The organism is Oerskovia sp. NPDC060338 (assembly GCF_042726295.1).
Taxonomy (GTDB): domain Bacteria; phylum Actinomycetota; class Actinomycetes; order Actinomycetales; family Cellulomonadaceae; genus Oerskovia; species Oerskovia merdavium.
In genome coordinates this window covers 11,217-34,287 of sequence record NZ_JBHXCQ010000018.1, presented here as the reverse complement: position 1 = coordinate 34,287, position 23,071 = coordinate 11,217, and the positions used below count along the sequence as shown (strand labels likewise).

General features: G+C 70.5%; 11 protein-coding genes. All 11 read left to right on the top strand.

Annotation, left to right across the window (positions count from 1 at the left end):
- Positions 1–43 precede the first annotated feature (43 nt).
- The 11 genes from ACFWGN_RS19705 (at position 44) to ACFWGN_RS19655 (ending at position 22,981) form a co-directional block, all read left to right on the top strand.
- Positions 44–1,219 (top strand): Gfo/Idh/MocA family protein, encoded by a 1,176-nt coding sequence (locus ACFWGN_RS19705; RefSeq protein ID WP_377619284.1) that lies wholly within the window; start codon positions 44–46, stop codon positions 1,217–1,219.
- Between the two features lie 163 nt (positions 1,220–1,382).
- Positions 1,383–6,905 carry a ThuA domain-containing protein gene (locus ACFWGN_RS19700; RefSeq protein WP_377619282.1) on the top strand — a complete coding sequence of 1,841 codons (5,523 nt, stop codon included), beginning with the start codon at positions 1,383–1,385 and terminating at the stop codon, positions 6,903–6,905.
- A 323-nt stretch (positions 6,906–7,228) separates the two neighbouring features.
- The gene (locus tag ACFWGN_RS19695; RefSeq protein WP_377619280.1) at positions 7,229–7,882 is read left to right on the top strand and encodes a hypothetical protein; all 654 of its coding nucleotides are present in this window, start codon (positions 7,229–7,231) and stop codon (positions 7,880–7,882) included.
- A gap of 103 nt (positions 7,883–7,985) precedes the next feature.
- Complete coding sequence (locus tag ACFWGN_RS19690) at positions 7,986–8,990, top strand: sugar phosphate isomerase/epimerase family protein (protein ID WP_377619278.1); 1,005 nt, start codon at positions 7,986–7,988, stop codon at positions 8,988–8,990.
- 229 nt (positions 8,991–9,219) lie between these two features.
- Positions 9,220–10,482 (top strand): Gfo/Idh/MocA family protein, encoded by a 1,263-nt coding sequence (locus tag ACFWGN_RS19685; protein ID WP_377619276.1) that lies wholly within the window; start codon positions 9,220–9,222, stop codon positions 10,480–10,482.
- Positions 10,479–12,137: a sugar ABC transporter ATP-binding protein gene (locus tag ACFWGN_RS19680; RefSeq protein ID WP_377619275.1), complete on the top strand. Its 1,659-nt coding sequence runs from the start codon at positions 10,479–10,481 to the stop codon at positions 12,135–12,137. The genes ACFWGN_RS19685 and ACFWGN_RS19680 overlap by 4 nt, the downstream gene beginning before the upstream one ends.
- The gene (locus ACFWGN_RS19675; protein ID WP_377619273.1) at positions 12,134–13,273 is read left to right on the top strand and encodes an ABC transporter permease; all 1,140 of its coding nucleotides are present in this window, start codon (positions 12,134–12,136) and stop codon (positions 13,271–13,273) included. The genes ACFWGN_RS19680 and ACFWGN_RS19675 overlap by 4 nt, the downstream gene beginning before the upstream one ends.
- Complete coding sequence (locus ACFWGN_RS19670; protein ID WP_191799886.1) at positions 13,270–14,388, top strand: ABC transporter permease; 1,119 nt, start codon at positions 13,270–13,272, stop codon at positions 14,386–14,388. Before ACFWGN_RS19675 ends, ACFWGN_RS19670 begins: the two co-directional genes overlap by 4 nt.
- A gap of 106 nt (positions 14,389–14,494) precedes the next feature.
- The gene (locus tag ACFWGN_RS19665) at positions 14,495–15,721 is read left to right on the top strand and encodes a substrate-binding domain-containing protein (RefSeq protein ID WP_377619271.1); all 1,227 of its coding nucleotides are present in this window, start codon (positions 14,495–14,497) and stop codon (positions 15,719–15,721) included.
- Positions 15,722–15,919: 198 nt separating this feature from the next.
- Positions 15,920–16,783: a sugar phosphate isomerase/epimerase family protein gene (locus ACFWGN_RS19660; RefSeq protein ID WP_377619269.1), complete on the top strand. Its 864-nt coding sequence runs from the start codon at positions 15,920–15,922 to the stop codon at positions 16,781–16,783.
- Between the two features lie 216 nt (positions 16,784–16,999).
- Positions 17,000–22,981, top strand: coding sequence for a ThuA domain-containing protein (locus ACFWGN_RS19655; RefSeq protein WP_377619348.1), 5,982 nt, complete (start codon positions 17,000–17,002; stop codon positions 22,979–22,981).
- Positions 22,982–23,071: the final 90 nt, after the last annotated feature.

The following is a 23,071-nucleotide window of genomic DNA, read 5'->3' as shown; positions in this document are numbered from 1 at the left end:
GGCGCCCGGCCCGCGACGTCCACCACGAAAGGAAGTGCCTGAGATGGCAGAAAACGGTCACCCGACCCTCGGGATCGGCATGGTCGGGTACTCGTTCATGGGGGCTGCCCACTCGCAGGGATGGCGCACCGCACCGCGGTTCTTCGACCTGCCGCTCGCGCCCGAGATGCGCGTGCTGGCGGGCCGCAACGCTGCAGCCGTCACGGCTGCTGCGGACAAGCTCGGCTGGGACGACGTCGAGACGGACTGGCGCAAGCTCGTGGCGCGCGACGACGTCGACCTGGTGGACATCTGCACCCCGGGCGACACGCACGCCGAGATCGCGATCGCGGCCCTGGAGGCGGGCAAGCACGTCCTGTGCGAGAAGCCTCTGGCCAACACGGTCGCCGAGGCCGAGCTCATGGTCGCCGCCGCCGAGGCCGCCGCCGCGCGCGGCGTGCTCGCCACGGTGGGCTTCACCTACCGTCGGGTCCCCGCGGTCCAGCTCGCCCGCCAGCTCGTGGTGGACGGCCGGATCGGCACGATCCGCCACGTGCGCGCCCAGTACCTCCAGGACTGGATCGCCGACGAGACCGCGCCGCTCTCGTGGCGCCTCGACAAGACCAAGGCCGGCTCGGGTGCCCTGGGTGACATCGGTGCCCACATCATCGACCTCGCGCAGTTCATCACGGGCGAGTCGATCACCGGGGTCTCGGGCATCCTCGAGACGTTCGTCAACGAGCGCCCGATCGCCACGGGCTTCTCGGGCCTGTCCGGCACGGGCGGCACCGAGACGGGTCCCGTCACGGTCGACGACGCCGCGGTCTTCCTCGCGCGCCTGACGGGCGGCGGGCTCGGAGTCTTCGAGGCCACCCGTTTCGCCTACGGCCGCAAGAACGCGATCCGTCTCGAGATCAACGGTTCGCTCGGGTCGGTCGCGTTCGACTTCGAGGACATGAACGTCCTCCACTTCTTCGACGCCTCGGACGACCCGCAGGTCGCGGGCTTCCGGCGCATCGTCGTGACCGAGCCCCAGCACGCGTACATCGCCAGCTGGTGGCCCGCCGGTCACGGGCTCGGGTACGAGCACGCGTTCACGCACCAGGCGGTCGACCTCGTGCGCGACGTCGCTGCCGGTACCCAGCCCACCCCGTCCTTCGCCGACGGCCTGGCCGTCCAGCGAATCCTCGAAGCCGTCGAGCGCAGCGCTGCGTCCGACAGCGACTGGCAGCAGATCTGAGAGGAGGTCTCGGCCCGCAGCGTGCGGGAGCCACGCGCCGGAGTGCGGCGTGGTGCGAGATGCCCGGCGGAGCAGGTCCGCCACCGGTGACGACGGGTCACGGCCGATGCCGTCGACACCCCGGAGCGCAGCACCCTTGTCCCATCATCACAAGGAGTCCTAGGTGAGAAACGTGCTCTGGAGAGCCCCGCGCGCAACGATGCGCACGGTCGCGGCCGTCGCCGCTACCGCGGTGGCGCTCCCACTGTCCATGGCGACCGGGGCGGCGGCTTTCGCCGCCACCCCCGGTGCCGCCCAGTCCGCCACCACGTCCGTCGTGGTGCCCCAGGAGGCCGCCGCGGCCCCCTTCGACGCGCTGATCTTCTCCAAGACCGCCGGGTTCCGGCACGACGCGATCCCGGCCGGCATCGCCGCGATCGAGAAGCTCGGGACCGAGAACGGCTTCACGGTCGACGTCACCGAGGACGCGGCCGCCTTCAACGACGAGAACCTCGCGCAGTACGAGGTCGTGATCTGGCTCTCGACCACGGGCGACGTGCTCAACACCGACCAGCAGGCCTCGTTCGAGCGGTACATCGCGAACGGCGGCGGCTACGCGGGCGTGCACGCGGCGTCCGACACCGAGTACGACTGGTCCTGGTACGGCGGCCTCGTGGGCGCCTACTTCTCGGGGCACCCGCAGAACCAGGACGCCACGATCAAGGTCGAGGACGGCGTCCACCCCTCGACCGCGCACCTGCCGTCCCGCTGGGACCGCCACGACGAGTGGTACAACTTCCGCACGAGCCCGCGAGACAAGGTCCACGTGCTCGCGAGCCTCGACGAGACCTCGTACGACGCGGGCAGCGCGAAGATGGGCTCCGACCACCCGATCGCGTGGTGCCAGACCTACGAGGGCGGCCGTTCCTGGTACACCGGCGGCGGGCACACCCAGGCCAGCTACACCGAGCCGGGATTCGTCGAGCACCTGCTGGGCGGCATCCAGACCGCCGCGGGCGTCGTCGACTCGGACTGCAACGCGACGCAGAGCGCGAGCTTCGAGCGCGTCGCGCTCGACGAGGACACGAGCAACCCCATGATGCTCGACGTCGCCCCCGACGGCACGGTGTTCTACGCCGAGCGTGACGGTCGCGTCCGCCGCATCGACCACGACGCCAACGTCACGACGACGGCGCTGAGCCTCAACGTGACGCAGGCCAACGAGGACGGGCTGCTGGGCCTGGTGCTCGACCCGGACTTCGCGACGAACGGCTGGCTCTACGCCTACTGGTCGCCCGCGAACGTGGGGTCGGACGGCCCGCACAACCGGATCTCGCGCTACACCTACGACACCGCGTCGAGGACGTTCGACCCCACGAGCGAGAAGAAGCTCCTGACCGTGACCACGCAGCGCGACACGTGCTGCCACGCGGGCGGGGACATGATCTTCGACGAGGACGGCAACCTGATCCTCGCGACGGGTGACAACACCAACCCGTTCGAGTCCGGTGGCTTCACGCCGACCGACGAGCGTCCCGGCCGCAAGAACTTCGACGCCCAGGGTTCCTCGGCGAACTCGAACGACCTGCGCGGCAAGGTCCTGCGCATCACGCCCGAGGACGACGGCACGTACTCGATCCCCGAGGGCAACATGTTCGCCCCGGGCACGGACAAGACGCGGCCCGAGATCTACGCCATGGGCTTCCGCAACCCGTTCCGGATCGGTATCGACAACGCCTCCGGGAACGTCCTGGTCGGCGACTACGGTCCCGACTCGGGCTCGGCCGACCCCGCTCGCGGTCCCCGCGGCGCGGTCGAGTGGAACGTCGTGAGCGAGCCGGGCTTCTACGGCTGGCCGTACTGCACGGGCGCCAACACGTCGTACGTCGACTACAACTTCGCGACCGGCCAGTCCGGTGCGTCGTTCGACTGCGCGGCGGGCACGACCAACGACTCGCCGAACAACACGGGCATCCAGAAGCTCCCGGCCGCCATCGCCGCCGAGATCTGGTACACCGGCGCGGCCAACCCGCAGTTCCCCGAGATCGGTGGCGGCGGTGCGCCCATGGGCGGCCCCGTCTACGAGTTCGACCCCGAGCTCGACTCCGACGTGAAGTGGCCCGCGTACTGGGACGGCAAGGCGCTGTTCGGCGAGTGGAACCACGGCACGATGTTCTCGATCCAGCTCGACGGCGAGAAGCGTGACCAGATCGTCGACATCAACCGGATCATGCCGGGCGTGCTGGACCCGTCCAACGGGTTCGACCGCCCCATGGACTTCGACTTCGGTCCTGACGGCGCGCTGTACGTGATCGACTGGGGCTCGGGCTTCGGCGGCAACAACGACTCGAGCGCGGTCTACAAGGTCAACTACGTCCAGGGCGACCCGTCGCCGATCGCCCACGCCCGTGCGGACGTGACGAGCGGTGCGGCACCCCTGACGGTCCAGTTCTCCTCGGAGGGCACGCGTCACCCGTCGGGCGACCCGATCGCGCTCCAGTGGACGTTCGGCGACGGCTCCGCGCCCTCGACCGAGGCGAACCCGACCCACACCTACACCGCGAACGGCTCCTACACGGCCCAGCTCACCGCGACCGACAGCAACGGCAAGTTCGCCGTCGCCAACGTCACGGTGGTCGTCGGCAACCAGGCGCCCACGGTGAAGATCGAGTTCCCGGACAACGGCGGGTTCTTCGAGTGGGGCGACCAGGTCCGCTACCGGATCACGGTCGAGGACCCCGACGGCGACGTCGACTGCTCGTCGGTCGCGCTGCGCACCTCGCTCGGCCACGACTCGCACGCTCACCCCATGGAGGAGCTGTACGGCTGCGAGGGGGTCCTCCAGACCGCTCGCGACGAGGGTCACGGCATCGAGTCGAACATCTTCTGGGTCATCGAGGGTTCCTACACCGACGACGGCGGCGAGGCCGGCGTGCCCCTGACGGGCAACGCTCTCCAGGTGCTCCAGCCCAAGCGCGTCCAGTCGGAGTTCTACACCTCGACGGGTCGCGAGACCTCGATCGGGACCAGCGGCACCCCCGGCGTCCAGAAGGAGACCACCTCGGACTCCGCGGGCGGCGGTCAGAACCTGGGCTACATCGAGCCCGGTGACTGGTGGGCGCACGAGCCCGTGAGCCTGACGAACGTCGAGGCCATCAGCCTGCGCGTCGCCTCGCCCAACGCGAACGGCGTGGTCTCGCTGCGCTGGGACGCTCCGGACGGCCCGGAGATCGGCCGGATCACCGTGCCGAACACGGGGGACTGGCAGGTCTACCGCGACGTCTCGACGCCGCTCACGAACGTGCCGGAAGGCAGCGGGACGCTCTACTTCGTCCTGCTCTCGGGCGGCATCAACGTCAACTGGATGGACATCGACGGCCGCGGCGTCACGGACAACATCCGTCCCGACGTCGAGCTCGACGTGCCCACCCTGGTCGGCTCGGCCCCGCTGACGGTCACCGCGACCGCGACGGGTTCCGACCCCGACGGCGAGGCGTCCGACCTGGTCTACGCGTGGGACGACGGGCTGGGCGGCGGGTTCGTCGACGGTGGCCCCGAGTTCTCGCACACGTACACCGCGGCGGGCGCCTACCGGCTGCAGGTCCGTGTGACCGACGCCGGCGGCGCCTACACGGTCAAGTACGTGAACATCAAGGTCAACGAGTCCGGTCCGGTCATGTGCTTCTCGGGCCGTTCGGACGACTTCACGGGCACCGCGGTGGACGAGGACCGCTGGTCCACGATCATCCGTCGTGACCAGAAGCTCGCGGTCGCCGACGGTCACCTCGTGATCCCGGCGAGCAAGGCGGACTTCTACGGCCAGGGCGAGGGACCGGTGTCCAACATCGTCCTGCAGGACCTCCCGTCGGGTCCGTGGACGGCGACCACCAAGGTCACCTTCCCGGCGCGTGCCCAGTACCAGCAGGCCGGTCTGCTCCTGTGGGGCGACGGCGACAACTACGCCAAGATGGTGATCCAGGGCCGCGGGACCGGGGCGAACCCCAACTCGCGCGTCTTCCAGTTCATCCGCGAGGAGAACGGCACGCCCAACGAGGTGGCCGCGTCCAACGTGAACATCACGACGGACTTCCCGGACACGTTCTACGTGCGCTACACGAGCGACGGGTCCAACCTCAGGGCGTACTACTCGGCCGACGGCCTGGACTTCACGGCCATGTCCGAGACCAAGTCGCTGCACGGCCTCGTGAACCCGAAGATCGGGCTCGTGGCGTTCGCGAACGACGGCTCGGTGCCGGCCGTGGTCGACGCCAAGTTCGACTGGTTCCACATCACGCCGGACGACACGGCCACCGCGGCCGGGCCGGACGACGAGTTCGAGGGGACGTCGCTCGACGGCTGCCGCTGGAACAGCGTGGTCCGTCCGGACGCATCGGGTCTGCGGGTCGCGGGCGGCAAGCTCGAGATCGACACGACCCCGACGGACATCTACGGCACGGGCAACACCGACGTGCCGAACATCGTCCTGCAGGACCAGCCCGCTGGTGACTGGACGGTCGAGACCAAGGTCGACGGCTCGACGTTCGACCAGCAGTACCAGCAGGGTGGTCTGATCCTCTACGGCGACGACGACAACTACGTCAAGCTGGACTTCATCACGAAGAACCAGCAGGGCGCGGCGGTCGACCGTGGGCTCGAGATGCGCAGCGAGGCCGGCGCGACCGTCCTCAACCCGCAGCCCAACGTCAACAACCTCACGCAGGGCGTGTGGTGGTTGCGCCTGGCCAAGGTGGGCACGACCTTCACCGGCTCGTACAGCGCCGACGGCGTGACCTGGACCGAGATCGCCGAGAAGGTGACCAACCCGGGCCTGGCGGACGCCAAGGTCGGGCTGTACGCCCTCGGCGCGGGCCAGAAGGCCTCGGCGACCGCGACGTTCGAGCACTTCCGCGTCGTGGGCCCGCAGGCCGAGCCGCTCACGGTGAGCGGGTCGCTCGACCCGGCCTCGCCGTCGGGCGCGAACGGCTGGTGGACCGGTCCGGTGACCGTCACGGTCGCCACCACGGGCGGTGCGGCGGGCCAGCAGGTCTACCGCGAGTACCAGCTCGACGGCGGCGCGTGGGCCGAGTACACGGCCCCCGTGGTCGTGGACGCACCGGGTGAGCACACGATCAAGGTGCGGGCCTCGGCCGGCACCGAGAACGTGACGGGCGCCGACGTGGCGGTCAAGATCGACGGTGACGGACCGACCGCGGCGGCGACGCTGCGCGAGGACCGCACGGTGGAGATCACGGCCACGGACGCCGTCTCCGGGATCGCGTCGGTCGAGTACTCGCTCGACGGGACGACCTGGGTCGCGTACGAGGCACCGGTCGCCGTCGGCGACGGCGCTGCGACCCTCGCCTACCGGGCCACGGACGTGGCCGGGAACGTCACGGCCTCCTCGCTCGAGGTGCCGGCCGGTGAGCTGGTCCCCGCGACCGTCACGGCCGCACCGAAGTGCGTGGCGAACCGCGTGACGCTCGGCGTCACCGCGGTCAACACGGGTGACGCCCCGGTCACGATCGTGGTGCGCTCGGCCTACGGCACCAAGACCTTCACGGGGGTGGCGGCGGGCAAGTCCGCCCACCAGTCGTTCGCGACCCGTGCTGCGTCGATCGAGGCCGGTCAGGTCACCGTCACGGTGACCGACGCCGAGGGGAGGACCAGCACGTACACGATCGACCACGCCGCTGCGAGCTGCGGCTGACCGATCACCGGTGGGGCCGCGGTGAACCGCGGCCCCACCGCCCCTGACGGGCGGGCTGAGGAGCCTCGACCGACGTGTGGCGTCGACGACCCTTCGGCCGGGACGTCGGCACCATGGCCGAGGCTCGTCAGCACGTCTGGCACTTCCCCGTCGACGACGAGGACGTGCCGGCTCCCGGCACCGGAACCCGGTGCTCCGGCTGGTGCCGGGAGCCACCTACCGTACGACCAGCAGGACCAGCAGGACCAGCAGGACCAGCACCACCGCGCGGCCCGCCGGGCCGCGCAGCCCGACGCACGACCCCTTTCCTTCACGACGAGGTGATGAGCGACATGACTCAGCAGGCGAACCGGAGCTCCGGTCCGGACCGGACGCGTACCCCGCGCCCCCGCCCCTTCTCGCACGCGCTGCGCGCGGTCCTGGCAGGGGCCGTCCTGCTGCTCGCCTCGGTGCTCGGCGCGGCGCCGGCGAGCGCCCACGGCGGGGAGATCATCCTGTCGATCGGCGGTGACGGTGCCGGGGGCGTGTCGGTCAACGTGACGTACAAGACCGACGGGCACCCCGTCGAGGAGATCGTCGACGTCATGGTGACCGCGGTCTCCGCGGAGGGCACCGAGGTCGGTCCGATCCAGCTCTCCTCGGCCTCCGAGGGTGTCGGCTGGTACACGTCGGCCCCCGACGTCCTGGGCGAGGGCAACTGGACCGTGACCGCGACGACCACGACGCCCGTGGCGACGACCGCGACGACGCAGATCGACGTGGTGCCCCCGGCGGCCCCGCCCGCGCCCGCGGAGGATGGCGCCGACGGCGAGGTCGCCGCACAGGGCGACGAGGCCGCGTCGTCCGCTGCCGCGAGCGAGGACGACGGGGCGGGCGTCCCGACGACCGCGATCGTCGTCGGCGTGGTCGTGCTGCTCGCTGCCGCCGGAGCCGTGCTGGTGCTCCGCCGTCGGGCCACGGCCGCCGAGCGCCCCTGAGACCTGGCGCGGCGGTGACCACCGCGCGCCGCACCACAGCCCACCCGGGTGCACGCCGCACACGGGCGCACCCGCAGCACGACGGAACGAAGGAGACACCGACATGGCACGACCGATCACCCTCTTCACCGGCCAGTGGGCCGACCTGCCTTTCGAGGAGGTCGTACGCCTCGCGTCCGGCTGGGGCTACGACGGCCTGGAGATCGCCTGCTGGGGCGACCACCTGGATCCCTGGCGCTGGGACGACGACGAGTACGTCGCGGGCAAGCTCGCGCTGCTCGAGGCGCACGGGCTCAAGGTCTACGCCATCTCGAACCACCTCAAGGGCCAGGCGGTGTGCGACGACCCGATCGACCAGCGTCACCGCGACATCCTCTCGGACCGCGTGTGGGGCGACGGCGACCCCGAGGGCGTGCGTCAGCGCGCAGCCGAGGAGATGAAGAACACGGCGCGCCTGGCGGCCAGGCTGGGCGTCAAGACGGTCGTCGGCTTCACGGGGTCCTCGATCTGGAAGTACGTGGCGATGTTCCCGCCGGCGTCGCAGGCCATGATCGACGCGGGCTACCAGGACTTCGCGGACCGCTGGAACCCGATCCTCGACGTGTTCGACGAGGTCGGGGTCCGTTTCGCGCACGAGGTCCACCCGAGCGAGATCGCGTACGACTACTGGACGACGGTCCGCACGCTCGAGGCGATCGGCCACCGCGAGGCGTTCGGGCTGAACTGGGACCCGAGCCACATGGTGTGGCAGGACCTGGACCCGGTCGGGTTCCTGTGGGACTTCCAGGACCGGATCTACCACGTGGACTGCAAGGACACCAAGAAGCGCATGCACAACGGCCGCAACGGCCGTCTGGGCTCGCACCTGGCCTGGGCCGACCCGCGCCGTGGCTGGGACTTCATCTCGACGGGTCACGGGGACGTCCCGTGGGAGGACAGCTTCCGGATGCTCAACAGCATCGGGTACGACGGTCCGATCTCGGTCGAGTGGGAGGACGCGGGCATGGACCGCCTCGTGGGTGCGCCCGAGGCCCTCGCGTTCGTCAAGCAGTACGCGTTCGAGGCTCCCGACGCGGCGTTCGACGCGGCGTTCTCGACCAAGGAGTAGCAGCAGGAAGCAGGCGCCGGAAGGGCGTCCTCCCACCGGGGAGGGCGCCCTTCCGGCGTGTCCGGGGCGAGGGTCGAGACCTTTGAGGGGCACGTCTCGGCACGCGGTTCGTCACGGTTCAGCCGCGCGACAGTAGGCCTCGGCAATTGTTTAACCGATGGAGTTACGGTGACATCTAACATCCGGCTTTTGCTTGACGCTCGACATAAGTCCCCCTACGGTATGGGACATGCGAGCCGAAGAAGTCGCGCGAGACCACGGGGCCGTCACCGCCCCCGCAGCCAGGACGGAGCCGTCCTCCCTGAACGGCCGTGCCGTCGTGGGCACCGCGACCACCCCAGTTCTTGTCCACCCCGCGAGCGACCTGCTCCCGAGCCGACTGCCCGCCGCGGGCTACCGCGCCGGGATCATCGGGACCGGGTTCATCGGCGAGGTCCACGCCCGCGCGATCCGCACGGCCGGGGGAGACCTCGTCTCGGTCGCCGGCATCGACGCGCCGGGGGCGCGCGAGGCCGCCGCCGACCTCGGTGCCCTGGGGTACGCGGCCACGTCGCAGGAGCTCATCGACGACCCGGACATCGACGTCGTGCACATCTGCACCCCCAACTTCCTGCACGTCCCGCTCGCCACGGCCGCGCTGGCCGCGGGCAAGCACGTGGTGTGCGAGAAGCCCCTCGCGATGGACCTCGAGGGCGCGATCGCGCTCGCCGGCCTCGCCGAGGAGGCCGCCGCCACCGATGGCCGCGTCGCCGTCGTGCCCTTCGCCTACCGCTTCCACCCCATGGTCCGCGAGGCGCGCGCCCGGGTCCGCAGCGGCGCGGTCGGCACCATCAGCCTCGTGCACGGCTCCTACCTCCAGGACTGGCTCCTGCGGGCGAGCGACGACAACTGGCGCGTCGACCCCGCCCTGGGCGGCGCGAGCCGTGCGTTCGGTGACATCGGCTCGCACTTCTGCGACCTGCTCGAGTTCACGACGGGGCAGCGCATCGTGCGGCTCGTCGCGCAGACCGCGACGATCAACGCCGAGCGCACGGGCGCCGACGGCCGCCCCGCGGCGGTCCGCACCGAGGACGCCGTGACCCTGCAGTACGAGACCGACGGAGGAGCGCTCGGCTCGGCCGTCATCAGCCAGGTCTCGGCCGGGCGCAAGAACCGGCTCTTCCTCGAGATCTCGGGCTCCGAGTCGACCCTCGCGTTCGACCAGGAGGGCCCCGAGACCCTCTGGGAGGGCCGCCGCGACACGAGCCGCCTGCTCATCCGCGACCCCGAGGCGCTCACGCCCGAGGCCGCCCGCTACTCCCGGCTCCCCGCAGGACACCCGCAGGGATACCAGGACTGCTTCAACGCCCTCGTCGGCGACACCGCGGCGGCCATCAACGGGCAGACGCCCGACGGGCTGCCCACGTTCGCCGACGGGCTCCGGGCCGCGCGCCTCGCCGAGGCCGTCGCCCGATCCGCACGCACCGGCACCTGGGTGGAGGTAGGAGCATGACCGCATCGACGGCAGCAGGAGGCGCGAGCACCACGGGCGCGCCCATCCTGCAGCTGCGGGGCATCGGCAAGGTCTTCTTCGGCAACTCGGTCCTGCGCGGCATCGACCTCGACGTGCGGCCCGGTGAGGTCCACGCGCTCGTCGGGGAGAACGGCGCGGGCAAGTCCACGCTCATGAAGATCATCGCCGGGGTCCACAAGCCCGACTCGGGCACCATGGAGCTCGACGGGAAGCCCGTCGCGTTCGCCTCGCCCCTCGCGGCCCAGGCCGCCGGCGTCTCGACCGTCTTCCAGGAGTTCAACCTCCTGCCCGAGCGCACGGTCGCCGAGAACGTCTACCTCGGTCGTGAGCCCCGCCGGTTCGGGATCGTCGACGCCGGGCGCATGGCCCGCGACACCGACGCCCTGCTCGCGGACCTCGGCCTGCACGGCCTTGCGTCCTGGATGCGGGTCGGCTCGCTGTCCGTGGCCGAGCAGCAGATCGTGGAGATCGTCAAGGCCGTCTCCTACGACGCGCGCATCATCTCGATGGACGAGCCCACGGCAGCGCTCGCCGACCAGGAGGTCGAGCTCCTCTACGCGCTCGTCGCGCAGCTGAGGGCCCGCGGCGTCGCCATCCTCTACGTCTCGCACCGCCTCAAGGAGATCTTCGACCTCTGCGACACCATCACGGTGCTCAAGGACGGCGACTTCGTGCTGACGACCGCGACGGCCGACATCACCCCGGACCGCCTGGTGCGCACCATGGTCGGGCGCGAGTTCGCGGGCTACTACCCGGACAAGGACCCCGGCACGGTGCCCGGCGCGGTCAAGCTCGCGCTCGAGGGTGCGGGCAACACCCAGGTCGACGGGATCGACCTCGAGGTCCGAGCGGGCGAGATCGTCGCGCTCGCGGGCCTGCAGGGCAGCGGCCGCACCGAGATCGCGCACGGCGTGTTCGGTGTCGCTCCCTTCACGCGCGGCACGATCCTGCTCGACGGCAAGCCCGTCACGGTCTCCTCGGCCCGCGAGGCCGTCCGCCTGGGCCTGGCGCTCGTGACCGAGGACCGCAAGGCCGAGGGGCTCGCGCTCGAGCAGTCGATCTCCGCGAACGCGCGGCTCGTGCTCGACTCCGTGACCCCGGGGTCCTCCGACCGCCGCGCCAAGGCGATCCCCGGCATCCTCTCGTCCCTCGACCTGGTCTCGCGCTCCAAGGACGCCGAGGTCCAGTACCTCTCGGGTGGCAACCAGCAGAAGGTCGTCCTCGCCAAGTGGCTCGTGACCGACCCCTCGGTGATCGTGCTCGACGAGCCCACGCGAGGGATCGACGTCGGCGCCAAGCGTGCGGTCTACGACCTCATGCGCACCCTCACGGCGCGCGGGGTCGCGATCCTGCTCATCTCCTCGGAGCTCCCCGAGGTCGTCGCCATGGCCGACCGCATCCTCGTGATGCGCGACGGCCGCCTGGCCGGGGAGCTCCCCGCGGGCAGCGACGAGGAGACCATCATGGCGATGGCCACCGGGGCGGGGGACACCTCGGAGCACGTCGAGGTCGACCTCTCCGCCCTCGACGTACCCGTGGGCGACGCAGCCCGCGCACCCCAGTCCGTGCTGCCCGGCGGCGAGCCCGCCTCCCCCCGGCACGCGCAGCGTGACACCACCCAGGAGGACCAATGAGCACCGCGGTGAGCACCGCCTCGCCCTCGACGGGGAGCGCGAAGTCGACCTCCGGCCCGCGCCGGCGCCGGCTCGGCTCGACGGGGATCGTCTACCTCGCCCTCGTCGGGATCCTCGTGATCTCGGCAGGACTGGTCGCGGCCCAGGGCGGCAACTTCTTCAGCCAGGGCAACCTGTTCTACCTGCTGTCGCAGACGAGCCTGCTGGGCTTCGTCGCGATCGGGCAGACGTTCGTGATCCTCTGCAAGTCGCTCGACCTGTCGGTCGGCTACGTCGTGGCCTGGTCCTCGCTCGTCGCCGCCACGACCATGGCCGGCGACCCGTCGCGCATCTGGCTCGGCGTGGTGGCGGCCCTGGCGGTCGCCGCGGGGGTCGGCCTGGTCAACGGCCTGGTGATCTCCAAGCTCCGCGTGAACTCGTTCATCGCGACGCTCGGCGTCGGCCTCATCATCAAGGGCTACCTCGACACCCAGTACAAGGGTCCGTCGGGCGAGATCCCCAAGGCGTTCCAGGGCTTCGGCTACACGCGGATCGGCCCGGTGCCGATCTCGGTCATCGTGCTCGCGGTGGTCATGGTGCTCGGCGTGGTCCTGCTGAACCGCACCCGCTCCGGGTACCACATGTTCGCGGTCGGCGGGAACATCGACGTCGCCCGGCTCTCGGGCATCCGCACCGACCGGTCGATCATCCTGGCCCACGTCCTGTGCTCGCTGTGCGCGGGCGTCGCGGGGCTCCTCATCGCCGCTCGTTTCGGCACGGGCAACGCCCTGGTCTACACCTACGGCTACGACCTCAACTCGATCGCGGCCGTCGTGCTCGGCGGGACCCTGCTCATGGGCGGGCGCGGATCGATCATGGGCACGATCGCGGGCGTCCTGATCCTCGCCTCGCTCGACACGGTGTTCAACGTCCTCGACGTCAGCCCGTTCTTCAAGGACGTCCTGCGCGGCGCGATCATCATCGCCGCGGTCGCCATGTACGCCCGCCGTCAGATCGACCCCGCGAGCAGCCGAGCGAGGTTCCGGGCACTGGCCCAGTCCGTCCGTCCCGGCGGCGCGCGGGACAGGCAGGCCCCTCCAGGCTCCTCGTCCGCGTCCGCCCCGTCCACCTCGTCCGGCAAGGAGGCCACCCGATGAGCGCGAGCACGTCCGCGACCACGCCGAGCGGCACCGGCACCGCCGGCGCACCGCAGCCGGGGCCCTCCGGCAACGGCTTCTCCCGCCTGGTGCAGCGCGCCACGTCCGGCAGCTCCTGGACCGTCTACGCCCTGCTGATCGTCGTCTTCGTCGCGATCCTCGTCATGAACCCGTCGTTCGGCGAGCCCATGTCGCTCATGGCCTTCCTCAAGAAGGCGGCACCGCTGATCGTCCTGGCGATCGGTCAGTACTTCGTGATCGTCTCCGGTGAGTTCGACCTCTCGGTCGGGTCCCTCGTGGGGGCCCAGGTCGTCATCGCGGCCAAGCTCATCGACGGCGAGGAGTCCATGACCTGGCCCGTGATCGGTCTGATGGTCCTCTTCGGTCTGGGGGTCGGGCTGATCAACGGCCTCATCGTCACGCTGCTCAAGGTCCCGTCGTTCATCACGACGCTCGGCATGATGCTCGTCCTGTACGGGGCGATCCGCCTCTGGACCGGTGGGGCGCCCACGGGCTCCCTGACCGAGGGCTTCCGCCAGTGGGGGCGCGGCGGCTTCCCGGACACGCCCGGTCAGTTCCAGGTGCCGTACGCGGTGCTCATCACGCTCGTCCTCGGCGTCGTGGCCGTGATCATCATGCGGCGCCCCTACGGGCGCACCCTCGTCGCGACGGGCGACAACGACGTGGCGGCCGCCTTCTCCGGCGCCTCGGTCTGGTGGGTGCGCACGCGCGCCTTCCTGTTCTCGGGCTTCATGGCCACGGTCGCAGGCATCCTCATCGGCGGCTACGCCGGCGTGACGGCCCAGGTCGGCGACGGGCTCGAGTTCATGGCCATCACGGCGGTCGTCCTGGGCGGCGTGGTCCTGGGCGGCGGTCGCGGGTCGGTCGTCGCGGCCATGGCCGGCGCGCTGACCCTCGAGGCGCTGTTCACGCTCTTCAACCAGCTCAGCCTGCCGTCGACGATCCGCCCCGCGGTCCAGGGCGTGATCATCATCGCGGCCGTCGCCTACGCCGCGATGCCGCGCAGGTCCAAGGCAGCCCCGAGCTCCCCGACCACCCCGGCAGGGGTCCCCGAACCCACCGTCCCCAAGGAGCCCCAGCCAGCAGCACCCTAGACCTCCGGTCACCCCCCGGAACGCCACACAGATCCGTCCCCGACAGGCCGCCGCACCCGCTGCGACGGCAGGACAAAGAAGTCTCTCGATCATCAGGAGAAGGAACATGCGACGCTCTCGAGTTCTCATGGCAGGGGCCGCGACCGCGGCACTGCTGTTCACCGCTGCGTGCACCACCGACGCGCCCGCCGACACCCCGGACGCGGGTGCCGCGGCCACCGAGGAGTCCACGGAGGAGTCCGACGAGTCCGGTGCGAACAGCCAGTGGTTCGTGCAGGCCGACTACGAGCGCCAGCTCGCGCAGCGCTCGGCGGTCCCCGAGGGGCCGGGCGAGCAGCCGTGGCTGCAGGCGATCGACCCCGAGTACGTGGACACCGCGCAGTACGCGAAGGAGGGGGGCAAGAAGCTCTGCTTCTCCAACGCCTCGGTCTCCAACCCGTGGCGTGTCACGGGCTTCATCACGATGCAGCAGCAGGTCGAGGTCCTCAAGGCCTCGGGCGACATCTCGGAGTTCCGCGTCTCGGACGCGGCCGACGACGACAACAAGCAGATCTCCGACATCCAGGCGTTCGTCGAGGCCGGTGACTGCGACGCGATCATCATCTCGCCCTCGACCACCGCGACCCTGACCCCGGCGGTCGAGGCGGCGTGCGAGAGCGGCAAGCCCGTCATCGTGTTCGACCGCGGCGTCAACTCCGACTGCATGGTGACCTACATCCACCCGATCGGTGGCTACGCCTACGGCGCCGACGGCGCCGAGTTCCTGGTCGAGAACCTCGAGCCCGGCTCCAAGGTCCTCGCCCTGCGCATCCTGCCCGGTGTCGACGTGCTCGAGAACCGCTGGGCCGCGGCGGACAAGATCTTCTCCGAGAGCGAGATCGAGGTCGTGGGCCAGGAGTTCACCGGTGGTGACGGTGCCAAGATCAAGGACATCGTGACGCAGTACCTGCAGCGCGGCGACGTGGACGGCATCTGGATGGACGCCGGTGACGGCGCCGTCGCAGCGGTCGAGGCGTTCGAGGACGCCGGCAAGCCCTACCCCGTCTTCATGGGCGAGGACGAGCTGAGCTTCATGCGCAAGTGGCAGGAGACGGACATGACCGCCCTGGGCGCCGTGTACTCCAACTTCCAGTGGCGCACCCCGATCCTCGCGGCCCAGAAGATCTGGAACGGCGAGCAGGTCCCGGCCGAGTGGGTCCTGCCGCAGTCGCCCATCACGGGCGAGGACCTGGAGGCATACCTCGACGCCAACAAGGACATGCCGTCGCTGCACTACGCCAAGTTCGGTGGCGAGGACCTGCCCGGGTTCCCGACCGCCTGGACCGAGCGCTGATCCCAGCACCGGTCCGACCGCACGACCGGTAGGCCAGCGGTCCGGCCCCTCGACCAGGTCGAGGGGCCGGGCACGGCCCACCAGAGCACGACCGCACGTTCCACCCACGGTGCCCGACGACGCAGCCCGCCCTCCGCGCGAGGGCGAGCTCCGGCGTCGGGCACCCGGGTGACGCACCCGCCGACGAAAGAGAGCACCGTGGCTCGTACGCGCCCCCTCGGGGTCAACACCTGGGTGTGGACCTCGCCCCTGACCGACGCCTCCCTCCGCGAGATCGCTCCGCGCGTCGCCGGGTGGGGATTCGACGTCCTCGAGCTGCCCGTCGAGGACGTGACCGACTGGAACCCGCAGCAGGCCGCGCGAGTGCTCGCCGACCACGGCCTCGGGGCCTCGGTGTCCCTCGTCATGGGCCCCGGCCGCGAGCTCGTCGCGGCCGACGCCGGCACGGTCCGCCGGACCCAGGACTACCTGCGCCAGGTCGTCGACATGGCGCGCACCGTGGGTGCGGGCGTGATCGGCGGGCCCGCGTACGCGTCCGTCGGGCGCACCTGGCGGATGACCCCCGTCCAGCGCGAGGCGGCCTACGCCGAGCTGGTCGAGCACCTCGCCCCCGTCGTGGACCACGCGATGGCCGCGGGCGTGCGGATCGGCCTCGAGCCGCTCAACCGCTACGAGACGAGCCTCGTCAACACGGTCGACCAGGGCCTCGCGGTCGTCGCACCGCTGCCGTCGGCCGGGATCGGGCTGATGCTCGACATCTACCACATGAACATCGAGGAGACGGACCTGGCCGCCGCGGTGACGCGCGCCGGGGACCGGATCGCGCACGTGCAGGTCTGCGGCAACGACCGCGGGGCCCCCGGCAGCGACCACCTCGACTGGCCCGCGTTCCTCGGCGCGCTCGACCGGGTGGGCTACGACGGCTCGCTGTGCATCGAGTCGTTCACCGCCGACAACGCGACCATCGCGACGGCCGCCTCCATCTGGCGTCCGCTCGCCCCCACCCAGGACGCCATCGCCGTCGATGGCCTGGACTTCCTGAAAGGACTGATGCGCGGCTGATCGATCGGTAGGAATCACCGACGGCGCCGGCACGCCGTGGGACGACGTATCTCTTCACAGCACGTGCGCCCCGTTCACCGACGAGCGGGGCACGCAAACCACGTGCCGACTGCCCTGGAGGCAAGACACATGAAGGCTGCGCGACTTCCCCTGCGGGGAAGAGCCGTCGCGGCACTGACCATCGGAGCACTGGCGTTCACCCTCGCGCCCGTGACCATGGCAGCTGCCCACGACGGACCACACGAACCCGGTGACGACCGCAAGGTCCTCATCTTCACCAAGACGACCCAGTTCCGGCACTCCGAGGCGATCACGCAGGGCACCCCCGTGCTCGAGGCCGCGTTCGCCGACGTCGGCATCGCGTCCGACCACACCGAGGACTCCTCGGTCTTCACCGACGCGGGCCTGGCGGAGTACGACGCGCTCGTGATGTTCCAGACGTCGGGCGACCCGTGGAACGCCGACCAGAAGGCCGCGCTCGAGCGCTACCAGCAGGCGGGCGGCGGCATCGTCGCGATCCACAACGCGACCGACATGCGCGGGAACTACGGCTGGTGGGACGACATGATCGGGGCGCTCATGCCCGGTCACGCGGCCACGGGCAACAGCCCCGGCCTGCCCGGCACGGTCCGCGTCGAGGACCGCGTCCACCCCTCGACGAGCCACCTCGACCAGCGCTGGAACCGCGCGGACGAGTGGTACAACTACTCGGCCAACGTGCGCGGCAGCGCCCACGTGCTGGCCACGATGGACGAGTCGACCTACGACGCCGGCGGCAACAAGATGGGCGCCGACCACCCGATCTCGTGGTGCAAGCCCTACGACGGTGGCCGCGCCTGGATGACCGGCATGGGCCACTTCGGTGCGCACTTCACCGGTGAGCCGGACCTGGTCCAGCACATCGTCGGCGGCGTCCAGTGGGCGTCGGGTCAGGTCGCGGGCGACTGTGGTGGCACCGACTGGGGCCAGTTCGAGAAGGTCGCGCTCGACACCAACACGAGCGCACCGTTCGGCATGGACGTCGCGCCCGACGGCCGCGTGTTCTTCACCGAGCTCGTGCGCGGACAGATCCGCGTCTACGACCCGCGCACCCAGAACACCTCGACCGCGATCACCATCCCCGTGTACTCCGGTGGTGAGGACGGCCTGCTGGGCATCGCGCTCGACAAGGACTTCGCGACCAACGGGTACCTGTACCAGTACTACTCGCCGGCGAGCTCCGACGACACGAACCCGGAGAACTTCTTCAACCGGATCTCGCGCTTCACCGTGACCGACGGCGGTCCCGGCGGAACGGTGATCGACCCGGCCTCGGAGAAGGTCCTCATCGAGGTCCCGGCCGGGCGTCTGCCCGACGAGCCGGGCCACACCGGCGGCAGCCTGATCTTCGACGACCGCACCGGTGACCTGTACATCGGCGTGGGCGACGACGTGAACCCGCACTCCGAGCCCTCGGGCGGCTACGCGCCGATCTCCGAGCGCCCGGGCCGGCTGCACGACGCGCGCGCGACGTCGGCCAACACCAACGACCTGCGCGGCAAGGTGCTCCGCATCCACCCCGAGGCCGACGGCACGTACACGATCCCCGAGGGCAACCTGTTCGCCCCGGGCACCGAGAAGACGCTGCCCGAGATCTACGCCATGGGCTTCCGCAACCCGTTCCGGTTCACGATCGACCCCGCCACGGGCAACCTGGGCGTGGCCGACTACTCGCCCGACAACGGTTCCGACAACCTCGCGAACCGCGGTCCTGCGGGCATCGCCGAGTGGAACTACATCCAGGAGCCGGGCTTCTTCGGCTGGCCCCTGTGCATGGGCAAGAACGAGCCCTTCCGCGACGTCGACTACCGCACCAACCCGGTCACGGTCGGCGCCTTCTTCGACTGCGCCAACCCGGTCAACGACTCGATCCTCAACACGGGTCTGACGCAGCTCCCGCCGGCCCAGCCCGCGGACATGTACTACGGCTACCAGCGCACCTCGGCCCCCGGCGTCATCAACGCCGGTGGCGGTCTCGCACCCATGGGTGGTCCGTTCTACAGCTACGACGCCGACCTCGAGTCGGACACCAAGTTCCCCGAGTACTACGACGGCAAGCCCTTCTTCTACGAGTGGGCGCGCAACAAGATGTACTCGATCGACCTCAAGGACGCGACGCCACAGGGTGCAGCGGTCGAGAAGGTCAACCCCTTCCTGTCGAACGAGCAGTTCCTCGCACCGATCGACTCGACGTTCGGCCCCGAGGGCGCGCTCTACGTGCTCGACTGGGGCGGCGGCTTCGGCCGTGACAACCCGAACTCGGGCCTGCACCGCATCGACTACATCTCCGGTTCGCGCTCCCCGGTGGCCAAGCCGGCCGCCACACCGGACTCGGGCACGGCCCCGCTGACCGTCACGTTCGACGGCTCGGCGAGCACGGACCCCGAGAACGAGGCGCTCACGTACGCGTGGGACTTCGACGGTGACGGCACGACGGACTCGACCGAGGCCAAGCCGACCCACACCTACACCGAGAACGGCGTGTTCGACGCCCGCCTCACGGTCAAGGACCCCTCGGGCAAGGTCGGTACCGCCACGGCGCCGATCACGGTGGGCAACACGCGCCCCGAGGTCGACTTCAACCTGCCGCCGACCGGGTCGTTCTTCGACTTCGGCGACCGGATCGACTGGGACGTCTCGGTCACCGACGCCGAGGACGCCTCGATCGTCGACGAGAACGTCATCATCCAGCCGGCGCTCGGCCACGACGCGCACGCGCACCCGTCCGAGCCGCTCCACGGCACGACGGGCTCGGTCGAGACCGGCCTGGGCGGTGGCCACGGCGAGGACATGAACGTCTTCTACGTGCTCGACGCCCGCTACACCGACGGCGGCGGCGAGGGCGGCGTGCCCGCGCTGACCGGCTCCGACACGACGCTGGTGTTCGGCAAGAAGCGTGAGGCCGAGTTCCAGACGGCCTCGCAGGGCACGACCCAGCTCCCGAGCCGGGACGTCGAGGGTGGCGGGTCGGTCATCACGGGCAAGGACGGGGCCTGGTCCTCGTACGACCCGTTCAACCTCCACCAGATCAGCGCCCTGTCGCTGCGCGTCTCGGCAGCCCAGGCGGGCACCGTCGAGCTGCGTCGTGACGCTCCCGACGGCGAGCTCCTCGCCACGGCCTCCGTCCCGGAGACCGGCCTGGGGACCTTCACCGACGTGCGCGTCGACGTGGCGGACCCGGGCGAGAGCTTCACCCTGTACGTCGTGTTCCCCGGGGCGGGCGAGCGTCGCCTGAACTTCATCGAGGCGCACGGCAAGGGCATCTCGGCCACGACCCGTCCCGAGGTCGTCGTGACCGCTCCCGAGGCGGGCGTCCAGCTCGAGCAGGGTGCGATCACGGTCTCGGCCGACGCGACGGACGCCGAGAACACCGTCACGCAGGTCGAGTTCTTCGTGAACGGCCAGTCGATCGGCACGGACACGTCCGCGCCGTACACGACGACGTGGAACGCGACGGCGGACAACTACTACAAGCTGACCGCGGTCGCCACGAACGACAAGGGCCTCACCACGAAGTCCCGCATCGTCATGGCGCAGGTCGGTGACCTGTTCGCCGGCATGAAGACCTACACCAACGCGAACGGCACGTTCGAGCAGCTGTCCGAGGGCAAGTACCTCGTGACCTCTGCGGGTGCCAACATGTGGCAGGGCACCGACGAGTACTCGGCCATCTACAAGGAGGCCGGTGCGGACGAGAAGTGGTCCGCGACGGTCAAGGTCAACAGCCAGGGCAACTCCAACGGGTCCGCCAAGGCGGGTCTGATCGTCCGCAACGACGTGACGCAGCCGGGCAAGTCGCCGGGCTACGCGGCCCTCGGCATCCGTCCGAACGGTGGCTTCGAGTGGCTGCGCGGCAACGCCGCGGGGCAGCTCGTGACGTCGTCCGCGGCGAGCTCGACGAGCTACCCCGCGTGGGTGCGGATCGAGCGTGACGGCGACCTGTACACGGCGTCGTGGAGCAAGGACGGCGAGAACTTCACCCAGATCGGCGACCCGGTGTCCCTGCCGGGTGCGGCGTCGGTCCAGGACGTCGGCCTGTTCGTGACGGCGCACAGCTCGAGCACGAGCGCGGTCGAGTTCCAGGACTTCACGTTCGACGACGACCCGGTCGACCCGACCGAGCCGGGTACGGGCACGCCGCCGCAGTGCGCGGCGCAGAAGTCCGACGAGTTCGACGCCCCGTCGATCAACACCGGTCGCTGGACCGTGGTGCGCACCGCGCCCGGAAAGTCGATCACGGTCGTGGACGGCAAGGCGGTCCTGCCCGTCGTCCAGGGCGACATCAACGAGGCGGTCCCGGGCCCGATCAGCTACCTGGGTCAGCCGGCACCTGCCGGGGCGTGGGAGATCCAGACCAAGGTCGAGGTCCCGCTCGCACGGCACTGGCAGCACGCGGGTCTCCTCGTGCACGTGAACGACAACGAGTACACCAAGTTCGCGTTCACGAAGAACCAGAACGGCAACCGCTTCCTGGAGTTCCAGACCGAGACCGGCGGTGCGCGCACGTGGCACGGCCAGACGAACGTCGCCGCGAACTTCCCGTCGTCGGTGTACCTCAAGCTGACCTCGACGGGTACGGCCATCACGGCCGCGTACTCGGCGGACGGCCAGACGTGGACCGCGATCGCGGGCTCTGCCCCGGTCAAGGCGAACGCGACCTTCGGCGTCATCGCCGCGGGCGACACGGGCACGGCCGACTCGGTCGCGCTGGTCGACTGGTTCAAGGTCACGCCGGACTCGACGGACGACGGCACGCGTGAGCCGTCCGACGAGTTCGACGGCACCTCGCTCGACGGCTGCCGCTGGAACAACGTGGTCCGCTACGACGCCTCGAAGGTCGAGGTCGCCGGTGGCGAGCTGCGCATCACCACGCAGCCGGGGGACATCAACAACAACAACCCGATCAGCCCGCGCAACTTCGTGCTCCAGGCTGCCCCCGAGGGCGACTGGGTCGCGGAGACCCGCTTCAAGGCTCCGCTGCTGCACCGTTGGCAGTACGCGGGTCTGATGGCGTACGGCGACGACGACAACTACGTCAAGCTCGACGTGGTCGCCAAGAACCAGCCGGGCACCCCGCTGAACCTGGGTGCCGAGCTCGCGTCGGAGAAGAACGCGGCCTCGAGCGGCGGCAACCGCCAGCTCGAGATCGCCGACACGACCGAGTCGGGCTACTGGTACCTGCGCATGGAGAAGGTGGGCAACACCTACCAGGGCTGGGTCAGCGACGGCGGCGTGAACTGGACGTCCCTCGGGGCGCCCGTCACGAACGACGCGGCACTGACGTCCTTCGGTCTCGTGGCCATCGGCCCCGAGCAGGAGGTCCCGGTCAAGGTGGCGTTCGACTGGTTCCACGTCACCACGGGTGACGAGGACACGCAGGCGCCGGTCGTGACCGTCGCCCAGGACCCGGCGGCCGGCGCGTCCGGCTGGAACACCGGGGCCGTGACGGTCTCCGCGACGGCCACCGACGACGTCTCGCAGGCGCCGTCGATCGAGGTCAAGGTCGCCGACGGCGCCTGGGCCCCGTACACGGCCGGCGTGGCGCTCACGACGGACGGGGAGCACACGCTCGCCTTCCGGGCGTCCGACGAGGCGGGCAACGTCTCCGAGGAGGTCGCTCACGTGGTCAAGATCGACGCCACGGTGCCGACGGCCACGGCCGAGCTCGCCGAGCGCACGGTGACCCTCGCGGGCGCCGACGCAGGTTCGGGCGTCGCGCGGGTCGAGTACCGACTCGCCGACACGGCCGAGGGCGAGTGGCTCACGTACGGCGAGCCGGTCGTGGTCGGGGACGGGGCCGTCGAGGTCTCGTACCGCGCGGTCGACGTCGCCGGGAACGTGAGCGAGCCGCTCACCCTCTCGGTGCCCGCGGTCGAGGGCGGGGTCTCGGCAGAGGTCGTGGCCAAGCCCCAGTGCACTGCGGGCAAGGTGCTCGTCAACGTGCGGGTCGTCAACACCGACGACGCGCCCGCGACGATCAAGGTGAGCACGCCGTTCGGGACGAAGACCTTCACGGGTGTCGCTCCGGGCAAGTCCGCGTCGCAGACGTTCAGCTCGCGTCTCGGGGCGATCGAGGCGGGTTCCGTCACGGTCACCACGACGATCGGGGACCGGACGTCGACGTACACGGTCGACTATGCGGCTGCTTCCTGCAGCTGATGCACGAGCGGCAGGCGTCGCCCCCTCGGGGGCGGCGCCTGCCGCGCACGTCGTCCCGCCCGTGACGGGCCCGACGGCGTACGGCTCTGA